Raw genomic sequence first — 10,740 nt, forward strand, 5'->3', positions numbered from 1 at the left:
TCCGGCGCCGCGCATAGTTATACTCTGGCATTAACCTACGAAGGGATTTCGCCGTGCGCTGGCTCAGGACTGCCATAGGCTTCACCGTCACTCTGCTGACCTTGCTCTGCATGCTCCCGGCCCAAGCCGCGCAAGGCAGTGGGTGGGCGGTATTGCTCGACGAACAGGGCGACCTGCAGCTGAGCGACATCCGCTCCAGCCGCTACACCAATCAATTCAGCCCCATCGAACTCGAGCGCCTCACCGCGGCCGCGCCCGAGGGTGCGCTATGGCTGCGTTTCAGGCTCGCGCCCGGCAAGCATGAACAGTTGCTGCGAGTGTTCGCACCGGACCTGTCGCACCTCAATCTGTATGTGCTCGACGGCGACCAGTTGATCGATCAATTGAATACCGGTACCGGGCAGCTCCAGGCTACGCGCCCCCTCCCCAGCAGCGACTTCATGTTGCCGCTGCCACAAAGCGACAAAACCCTCGACGTCTACCTGCGGTTGGTCTCCGAACACCAGTTGCGGCCTTACATCACCCTGCAATCGGCGGTCATGACCGCGGCCACTCAGAACCTGACGCTGATCTACGGCCTGCTCTTTGGCTGCCTCGGGATGCTGATCCTGCATAACCTGACCCGTTACATCTACACCCGCTCGCGCAGCAGCCTCTGGCTGGCAGCGTGCGAAGGGCTGCTGATGCTCAGCCTGGTGTTGCTGCTGAACCTGGTCCGGCCATGGCTGCCGAACTGGTCCGCCGTGCAAACACCCGGCGCCTACCTCGCCTTGTTGATGACCGCGCCTTGCGGCCTGATGTTCGCCTATCGTTTCTTCGCCCCACTCGGCCCCCACCCGCTGAACAAGCTGCTGCTGGGGGACATCCTGTTCATCGTGGCCTGCGGCCTGCTGTTGCTGTTCGTCAACACACTGCCACTGAACCTGATCACCTATGGGCTGGTTGCTCTGGCGGGCCTGAGCATGTTGTTCGTCGGTGCCCATCACTGGCAAAAAGGTTATCGCCCGGCGCGCCTGTTCGTCGCGGCCATGGTGGTGTTCAACCTCGGCACATTGATTATCCTGCCGGCGCTGCAGGGGTTGACCCTTGTCGCGCCGCAAGGCCTGATCATCATTCTGCTGGTGTTTATCTGTATCAGTGGCCTGTTGATGAGTGTTGCCTTGGGCGAGCGACAGCGAAGCATCACTGAAGACCGTTTCAGCGTCAGTCGCGATCTGGCCGCGAGCAACGCCGAAATCAACGCCAAAGCCGAATTTCTGGCGAAGATCAGCCACGAAATCCGCACCCCGATGAATGGCGTGCTGGGCATGACCGAACTGCTGCTGGGCACACCGCTGTCGGTCAAGCAACGCGACTATGTGCAGACCATCCATAGCGCGGGCAACGAGCTGCTGACACTGATCAACGAAATTCTCGACATCTCCAAACTCGAGTCCGGGCAGATCGAACTGGACGACGTGCAGTTCGACCTCAACGCCCTGATCGAAGACTGCCTGAGCATCTTCCGCGCCAAGGCCGAACAGCAGAACGTCGAGCTGATCAGCTTCATCCAGCCGCAGGTACCACGCGTCATCAGCGGAGATCCGACGCGCCTGCGCCAGACCTTGCTGAGCCTGCTGGAAAACGCCCTGAAGAAAACCGACGAAGGCGAGATCCTGATCGTCGTCGCCCTGGATGAACGCAGCGCCAAACCGCGGCTGCGTATCGCCGTGCAGGACAGCGGCCAGCCCATGGAAGCGGAAGAACGTGACGCGTTGATGCATGCCGAACTGCACAGCAAGCACTTTCTCTCGGCCACCAGCCTGGGGGGCAATCTTGGGCTGGTCATCGCCCGGCAGCTGATCCGTTTGATGCAGGGTGAATTCGGCATCAAGAGCGGCGCCAACCAGGGCAGCACATTGTGGCTGACCCTGCCACTGGACCCGGACCGTCTCGAACATCCGACCTCGGACCTGGACGGCCCGCTGCAAGGTGCACGCGTACTGGTTGTGGATGACAACGACACCTGTCGCAAGGTGCTGGTGCAGCAGTGCAGCGCCTGGGGCCTGAATGTCAGCGCCGTGCCGTCCGGCAAGGAGGCCCTGGCGCTGCTGCGCACCAAGGCCCACCTGCGCGATTACTTCGACGTGGTCCTGCTGGACCAGAACATGCCCGGCATGACCGGCATGCAACTGGCCGCCAAGATCAAGGAAGACCCGAGTCTGAACCACGACATTCTGTTGATCATGCTCACGGGTATCAGCAATGCACCGAGCAAGATCATCGCGCGTAATTGCGGGATCAAACGCATTCTCGCCAAACCGGTGGCCGGCTATACGCTCAAGACCACTCTGGCGGACGAGCTGAACCAGCGCAACAAGGGCCCGTCCGTTTCACAACACCTGCCCACCGGCCCGACCCTTCCGGTCAAGGTGCCCAGCGACTTCCGCATCCTGGTGGCCGAAGACAACAGCATCTCGACCAAGGTCATTCGCGGCATGTTGGGTAAGCTCAACCTGCAACCGGATACCGCCAGCAATGGCGAAGAAGCCTTGGTGGCGATGAAGGCACAGCGTTACGACCTGGTGCTGATGGACTGCGAAATGCCAATCCTCGACGGCTTCTCCGCCACCCAGCAATTGCGCGCCTGGGAAGTCGGCAACCAGCGGATTCGCACCCCGGTGGTAGCGTTGACCGCACACATCCTCGCCGAACACAAAGAGCGCGCGCGCCAGGCCGGCATGGACGGGCACATGGCCAAACCGGTCGAGTTGTCGCAGCTGCGCGATCTGATCGAGCATTGGGTTGCCCAGCGTGATCAGCAGAACCGGGCAGCGGTTCAGACTTCCTGAGCCGACAGCCTCCACAGCGCCTGATAGACTCCCCCTCGACTTCCCTCGCCAGTGAGCTTGCCCCATGCTCCACGTGTTGTTCAGCGTTTACCTGAAGATGCTGGTGCTCTATAGCCCATTCTTCGTGTTGTCCTGTTTCATCAGCCTGACCCGCGGTTATTCGCGCAAGGAGCAACGACGCCTGGCCTGGAAAGTGGCAACCGCCACGCTGGTTTCCAGTGTCTTGCTGTATCTTTTCGGTCGTGTGATTTTCAATGTGTTCGGCATCACCGTAGACGCCTTTCGCATTGGCGCCGGCAGCGTGTTGTTCATCTCGGCATTGGGCATGGCCCAGGGCAAGTCGGCGGTACAAACCGATAACGTACAGCAGGACGTCACCATCGTTCCGCTGACCATCCCGCTGACGGTTGGGCCCGGCACCATCGGTGCTCTGTTAGTGATGGGCGTCAGCCAGCCCCACTGGGATGACAAGCTGACGGCCATTCTCAGTATTGCCCTGGCCAGTTTCACGGTCGGCGTGGTGCTTTACTTGTCCAATCGGATAGAACGGATTCTCGGCGATCAGGGTTTGCAGATTGTCAGCCGACTGATGGGGTTGTTCGTCTGCGCGCTGGCGGCGCAGATTATTTTTACCGGGGTGAAGGGATATCTGGTTCCTTGATACCGATAGGCAAAAAAAGGCTGCAGGTTGTATTTAACCTGCAGCCTTTTTTCGGTCAGCGATGCTCAACGCATTCCGAAGGTTTTAAACTTCGTTTGACCTGTCCAGTTGTACGGCAAGCTCAACGCTATCCCACCAGGCTGCTTTCCAACTCAGCAGTCGATACCGTTAGAAGTTCTCCCAGCGTTGCGCTGTCATGCGCGCTCTGTCGAGCGACCAGCCTCTGCACCAGTGTCGAAACGGCATAAGGTCGATGCCCTTCGAACCCGAGCAAGACTTCGCCGCGCAAGCTGAAATCCGTCGCATACACTTCACGAAAGATCACACTGTGCCCGCTGTCCGGGTCAATCATCACCAGGTGTTCCTGAACGATGCTCAGCAACAGCTTTTCAGGATTATCCAGCTCCCAGATCAACTTGCCGGGAATCGTTTGTGCAGTGCCCAGCGAATGCCGGCAGTCGAGGATGACCGACTCAAGCCTCAGCCAGGCAGCCTTCGACAACCGGTAACTTACCGCACCTTGTCCCATGCGCAGGATCAGGGTCGTGACATCGTCGGGCATCAGTGGCAGAACATCGTCGACTTTCATCTGGCCTTCAATGACCAGTACCTGGGCATTACGCCAGACATAACTGAGTGGCCCCGCATGCCCAATGCCCGGATAAGTCAGCAGAAGGCCACTCTTGTCATCATGAAGCAATACGTTGGTTTGCCGTTGCGTTCCCAATAGCTCGAAGGATTCTGGAATCGCGGCCTTTGGCACCCGAATCACACGTTCGGTATCGACTACGAACCATATCAGACTGCCAACGTCCTCTACCGACAGCAGCGCGGCATGAGGCTGGCTGTCCGCCAACTCTATGAGGTTTTCGTGCGCTCGCCCTTCCTGAGACATGACCCACTCATGGGTGACGCCGGTGAGCAATGCCGGTTCTTGATAACGCAACTCGAGTACCACGCCTTCAAGTGTCGTACCGCGCAATCCGCCTCCCTCAACCGTTACTTCGGCAAACTGCCAAGGCGCCCATTCACGCTCGGCAGCGGGTAGCGCATCAGCCCTTAGCAATCGCGAGCCTTCGCCAAATACAGGTTCCAGCCGCTGCGGATCGATGAACGCCTGACGATAGATTTCACCGCTCGAAACGTGGAATAACCAGGCCGCCTCGCTATCAGGGGTAACGCTGAGCAGGCGTACCTCTTTTCCATGGCCCAGATCAGCCAGCAATATTCGATTGCCGACATACCAGGCGCACAATCTCGCGTCGCCGCTGAAGTTGGTCAGACCGACAAGAGCAAAACGCTCGGCCGCGTGTTGCCGGGCAAGCGGTTCCAATGCAGACCACCAGTGCATCCGATCCTTGAACCACGACTCGCCAAGGCCTCCCAGCGTCAGGTATCCCTGGGGGGTCAGGTTGAAGAACAGCCCCTCCGACGTCAGCGCCAGGTATCCACCTTCGACTGCCACTACATTCTCCAGCTTCTCGGGCTGCTCCCACGTATGCGACCAATCTCCTTTGCCCGCCACCAGAGTACGTTGCTTGCGGCATAGCTGCTGCCTGAGCCTGTCGTAGATGACAAACACATCGCTGCCGTCCGCTGGTGCGAGCAACGTCAAATCAGTCATGTTCTTGATCGAGTCGGCCCAACCGCGTCCACGGTGAATCCACGGGGAGGGGCGGATAATCAGGTGGTCACGTTGACGAACCCACGCCATGTCCCGCGCATTCGCTTCGAACTTCCAGCAGACCGAGACAAAGGGGGCCGGCTGCCAATTGACGGTGGAAAAGTCATCATCGTCAATAACAGGCCTAAGGACGTAATAGTTGCCAAGTACCTGCGACCAGTCGGCCAGTGTGTCGCTGGCACTGAAGACCGATTCCAGCGCCGGATCCATGTCGCGGGTGATCGAACTCAGCAGCAGTTGCCCGTCATGGATCACGTACACCAGCACATCGCTGGTCTGATCTTCGCGAGCGATTTCCTGTACGACGTGAATCACCCCTTGCGCGTCCGCCTCCACGCTCTTGATGGTGGCTCCCGTGTTTTTAGGCAGCAACCGATAACGATAACCGAGCAATCCGGTGACCGCGTCGACTTGCCAAATCACGAAACCCTGCGGTTCGTAGAAATAGACGTAGCCGCCAGCCACCGCGCCTGGCAGCGCTTCATCAGCGGCGAGTACATCCTTGCTGCGGATGTACAGGAAGCGTTCCTCCTTCGCGTCGTACCAGGCGGTGGTGTGACGGGGCTCACTCGGTTTCTCGAACGGAATCAGATAGTGATGAACCGGCGTATACGGCATCACCAAACGATGCTCCTGAGCCAGTCCCTTGAAATGTTCCTGTAGCGTCTGCCGATCCATGCCCGGTGGCACATCCTGCTCAACGAGGCTCATCTGCCATTTTCCGCGATCAAGCTGGAATAGCTGATTATTGGTGATCCGGATCAGGACGTCATGAAGACCTCGGCCCGTGAACTCCACCTTGACAGTGCCGATCTGCAGGCCCGTCGCCCCGCCCAGAATAACGTCGCTCTCACTGGCCCACGCCGCCTCCAGCACCCATCGGGAAGTAGTAACGCTGGGGGACTCAAGTGTCAGACTCACCCCGGGATTGAGCACCAATGCACATTGCTTGCCCGCGCCCTGGATCCGATAGGCGACTTTCCCGTGCCATGCCGGGGGCAGAACCGGTACCACCAGTGAGCGCTCGACGGCATCGAGCAGCACATCGATCACTGTTGGCCGATAGGCCGGAAAAAGGCGATAAAGGATGTACTCACTCGGAAACGAATAGAAGGAAAACAGGAACAGCCATCCGCCGTCCGCTTTCCTTTTCTCCAGACGCCGGGCCGTGTCGAACCCGCTGTCATGGCGCAGCGTGGCGAAGGGCAGCGCCTTGTACTCGTAGCCGTAACAGGTCTGTGGTGTGCAGGGCAGTACGATGATCTGCCCGGTGGGCGGAGTGAATTTTATCTGGCTAGGCAGATTCAGTTCCCGACGAATATTGATCGCCCGCTCGTAATCGCCGTCAAAGGTCGGCACCCCGAAATGATCGCGCAGCGGGTACAGTTTTGGGCTGTCGAGCACCAGTTTGCCGGCGGCCAGATCCAGCGTCTGGACGATCAGCGATGAGCACGGCACCCACGCGGTCAACGCGCTGTCGAAACGATAGCCTTGACGATGAGCCTTCTCGATTTCATCGAAAAACAACCCGACCTGTTTGGCTTCTTCGGCAATGGCGGCAAAGCCCTGAGCCAGTGCCGCCACCCCCACCGCCAGTCCCGCCAGAATCACGGCGGCCCCGCCCAGAAACGCCCCGGCGGTCGTGGCGCCAGCAGCGTAAGCGCCTACCGACAACACCAGACTGGCCGAGTCAAAAGTCAGTTGCGTCCCGAACTGGGCGCGTTCGACATCGTTTTTTGCAGTCGCCAATTGATAAATGTCGAACCCGACATTGGCCAGTTGCAACAGTCCGCCGGTCGCTTCGCTCACGCTCGGCCCCACAGCCGCTTTGACCACTGGGGCGACAGTACGGGCAATCAGTTTCTCTTCAGCCAGTGCCTGCCGAACCAGACCTATCAAGCCCGCCACATCGACCACGATGCCATGCACCAACTGCGCGTAATTGACATAGGCGTGCAACCGGACAGCCAGGGTCAGAGGTCGGTCAGCCCCTTCCTGCCCCCTCAGCGCATTCATCAGCGCTTGTATGGCGAAGCCGGCGTTCAAGGTATGGACGCTACCAACATCGGTTGGGTCGACCGGATCACCCGGGACGGATGATTTATTGGCCAAGGCTGCAAAACGTTCCGAGAGGTAGTTCTTGATGCGCAAGAGTCGTTGGTCGTCGGTGATAACACGTAACACGTGTTCAGGATTTTCAGGATCGATCAGGCTCATCCGATACGTCCCGTCCGGCCTGATCTCCAGGGTTTCGAACAACGGCACAAGCTGCGGTGCCAGCTGATTCTGCTGCTGGAGGTGGTTCGTCGCTTGCGCGATTTGTTGCCCCCACCAGCGGCTGTCCAGCGCCAGTAGGCTGCTGCCCAGGTGAGCGTTGCTCATCAGTGATTGTCCGCGGGCACTGGCCAGACGCTGCCTGACCGGGCGTTGCGACTGTCCTGGCAACGGGCCGGGTTGCAGCAGTTGCGAGACACGGATTGCACCAGGCAATGCCATTTCCGACACCCGCGCGCCTTCCAGTTCGATCAGATCGAAGGTCGGGCGCGCCACGTCGCCATAAGCGGCGTAATGTCTGGCCATCCCCTGCCGAAGGAAAAACTGCTCCAATGCCAATCTGAATGCGACCGGTTGATCGAACTCGAAAATACCGAAGTTCGGATCGTAAAAGTGATAAGTGCTGCGCTCGCCCTCAATGGTTTTGGCCACCAACATGGCGTGATTATCGGAGTTGAGCATCAGCGTACTGGTGGTTGCTCTGGCTTGCAGAATGTCCACGACTTGATTCACATCCGAACGTGCCAGTGCGCTGCCCACCTCGCTGATCTGCACGCCGCGCAGCGCCTCCAGGCTGTGCAGAAAGGTCGCGGAATCGCTCCCCTCAGGTTCGATAATCCCCAAATAGAATCGCTCGCGAAGGGTGTTGGCCGCAGCCTTCCCCTCCGACAACGCTGCCGCCATCACCAGGGACAGCGGATAACAACGTCCACACCCACCGTGTCACCGGCGCCCTGCAGGAGCAAATCCTGCGGTACAAGCTTGATGGTGCCCGCTTCAAAGCCGTCCAGAACAACACCGACGCGCTCGACAACCTGGTCACGGTATTCAAGTTTCGCCACCTGCTGAATTCTGGCGACGAGCTTGCCCCACTGGCGCAAGGTCAGCGGTTGTTCCAGTGCATTTTTCTTCAGCCCCAGGGCGGTTTCGGCATGCACCGGCGGATGATCGGCCGGGCTGGCAAGCCCGGCCAGAAACGCCGGGGCCTGCTGTTGGTACAGTGCGTGTTCGATTGTCGCGTAGCGACCCGCCGTCCCCAGTTCGCTGAGGTTATTGGCCAGGTTCTCCAGCTGCGGACGAGCCGCGTCGAAGCTGCGATTATCCAGGGCCGGCGCGCCGCTCAAGGCTGCCAGCAGCAGACGCTGCAACGGGCTCAACTGAGCGACTTCGATCGTGCCCTTGGCGAGTCGGCTCAGGAGCTCATCAATCGACAATTGTTGTGTCTGAGGATCGCTCAATGACGCAGGCGGCAGCGCATTCATGCTTTGGGCGAGGATCGACTGGCGATCATCGAAGCTCAGTGGTACAGCCTTATCGAAGCTCACCGCACCGTTATGGCTACGATTCATCATCCGCGTGAACGGCTCACCCAGCTCATCGGCCAGACGCTGCAACAGGTCGGTGGACAGCACATGGCGCCCCTCGATCACTGGCCAGCCTTCATCAAAGTCGATGGTGCGGTATTTGAGCAGCTGTGCCAGATCGCCCGTGTAACGGGATTTGAATCGGCCCTCTTGCCAACGTTGTTTCTCGTTGTTCAGCCATTGCCCGGTGTCACTTTCGTTCTCTTTCCAGGAATGATCCAGCTCCTCCTCGGTCGCCCGATTGACAGTGGCAATGGCCGGGATGGCGACTTCCGCTTGCCACGCTTCAGCGGTTCGAGGTGTAAAATGCGTCCTTTCATAGTTCGCCATGCCCTCGCGCATGGCCGCAGGCCCCGTCAGATAGATCGTCACCTCGCTCTGGGGGCGGATGCCGTCGCTGTAGTAAGTTGCGGCCGCCTGGACCAGAAAAGATGCGCCCAGTTCTTGTTCCAGCGACAGCTCGTGTAGAGCACCGAAAACCTGCGTCGCGGCCTCTTGCGCAAGACCACTCATGGCCTCGGCATCGGTGAGCGCAACGTTTCGCTCATCGGCCAGGCGGGCCGTGGCATCGACGATTTCATAATTGAGCCTGAAACGCTCGCGCACGGTTTTGAGCATCGCGGCACCAGGGTGGGCCATCAGGAAAGCGTTGCTCAGGCTGCTTTGTTCGGCGACGGCTCGCAGACCATCCGGTTGGACCAGACGTTCCACCGGGGGACGAAAAACGCGGTTCAATTCGGGCTGGCTTTCAGCGAAACGCTCGAGTGCTTCGCGATGCTCCGGCGGGATCTGCTCAAAGTAATTAGTGTACCTACTGCGCAATGCCTGACGGCCGGGCATCCACTTGGGATTGCGGTCGAGCATCAACTGCAGCACGCCCAGACGTGCGTCAGTCTTGAACGCACGGATATCCACCTCGCCCAGTTTTTCCAACAACGGTGGCAGGTTATCAACATCGGCATAACTGCCACCCTCGGCAAACAGGGCCTCGACACGAACAACATCGGAAGCCGCCGCAAGATTGCCGCGCAGACTGATCTCGCGCTCGTAGATATCCTGTAAATGCAGCGGTGTCTCAGCGACGGCAAGATCGCGCAGTGCCAGACCACCCTCGACCAATGCCGAAAGACTGAGTCGGTTACTGTTCTTCAAGGCAATCAGGCGCGCCTCATCCTGGCTGTAGGCTCGAACCAGTAAATCGATTCTGGCGTCATCGGCGCTGCTGCCGTTTTCCACGGCCTTCGTAATGTGCGCGTACATTTGCTGCTTCAGAACAATCGCCCGCTCTTCATAGCGGTCACCCAGTTCAAGCGCATCGGAAGTGGTTTGCCCGCCATTGAGCATGGCATCGGCCTTGGCCGCTTCGACAATGATCCGGTTGGTTTCATAGGCCAGCAACGCGTCGCTGTCGTGCCAGAGATTGAGGTGATAACCCTCTGCGACCATCACCTGCTTCCAAATGTTGATGTAATCGCGCTGAATCTCCCCGACGCCCCCCCCAAGCCAGACAAAATGCAGATTTTTCGGTACCTCGGTGGCGGGCAACTTCAATTGTTCGAGACCGTTGTGCAGGCGAGCCTCGAAACCCTCCACCCTGTTGTAGATTTCCGCCAAATCAGGAGCCCCGGCGGCGCCAGGACTCATAGGTGGTTCCGACTCTGTCGCGCGCCGCCGCCGGATATCTCCCTCCAAGCCCCCCAACGCTTGCTTGAGCAGCCCTAACGGCTCCAACAACCGGGAAGAATCCGGCACATTGAAACAACCAAAGTAATATCGGAACACTGCATCATATTGATCGGTGCCCTTGTGCGATATTAAGGCCTGCTCAAGGTCCTCACGTTTAAACAGATCCACAAAATCGACATAGTCACCCGCAACCGAGAACTTGGACTCACTCATAAACAACACTTCCATTTATCGTATATA

The 10,740-nt window shown here is 59.0% G+C and carries 2 protein-coding genes and 1 pseudogene; 2 read left to right on the forward strand and 1 reads right to left on the reverse strand.

Annotation, left to right across the window (positions count from 1 at the left end):
- Positions 1 to 53 precede the first annotated feature (53 nt).
- Both PSH65_RS28620 and PSH65_RS28625 read left to right on the forward strand, forming a co-directional pair.
- A complete protein-coding gene (locus tag PSH65_RS28620) occupies positions 54 to 2,831 on the forward strand; it encodes a hybrid sensor histidine kinase/response regulator (RefSeq protein ID WP_305423798.1) in 2,778 nt (925 codons plus the stop codon).
- 64 nt (positions 2,832 to 2,895) lie between these two features.
- On the forward strand, positions 2,896 to 3,492 hold the full coding sequence (locus tag PSH65_RS28625; protein WP_017336334.1) for a MarC family protein: 597 nt from the start codon (positions 2,896 to 2,898) through the stop codon (positions 3,490 to 3,492).
- A 127-nt stretch (positions 3,493 to 3,619) separates the two neighbouring features.
- Here the strand turns inward: PSH65_RS28625 and PSH65_RS28630 are convergent.
- A pseudogene (locus PSH65_RS28630) lies at positions 3,620 to 10,713 on the reverse strand (TcdA/TcdB pore-forming domain-containing protein).
- Positions 10,714 to 10,740: the final 27 nt, after the last annotated feature.

Source organism: Pseudomonas sp. FP603 (assembly GCF_030687415.1).
GTDB classification, from domain to species: domain Bacteria; phylum Pseudomonadota; class Gammaproteobacteria; order Pseudomonadales; family Pseudomonadaceae; genus Aquipseudomonas; species Aquipseudomonas wuhanensis.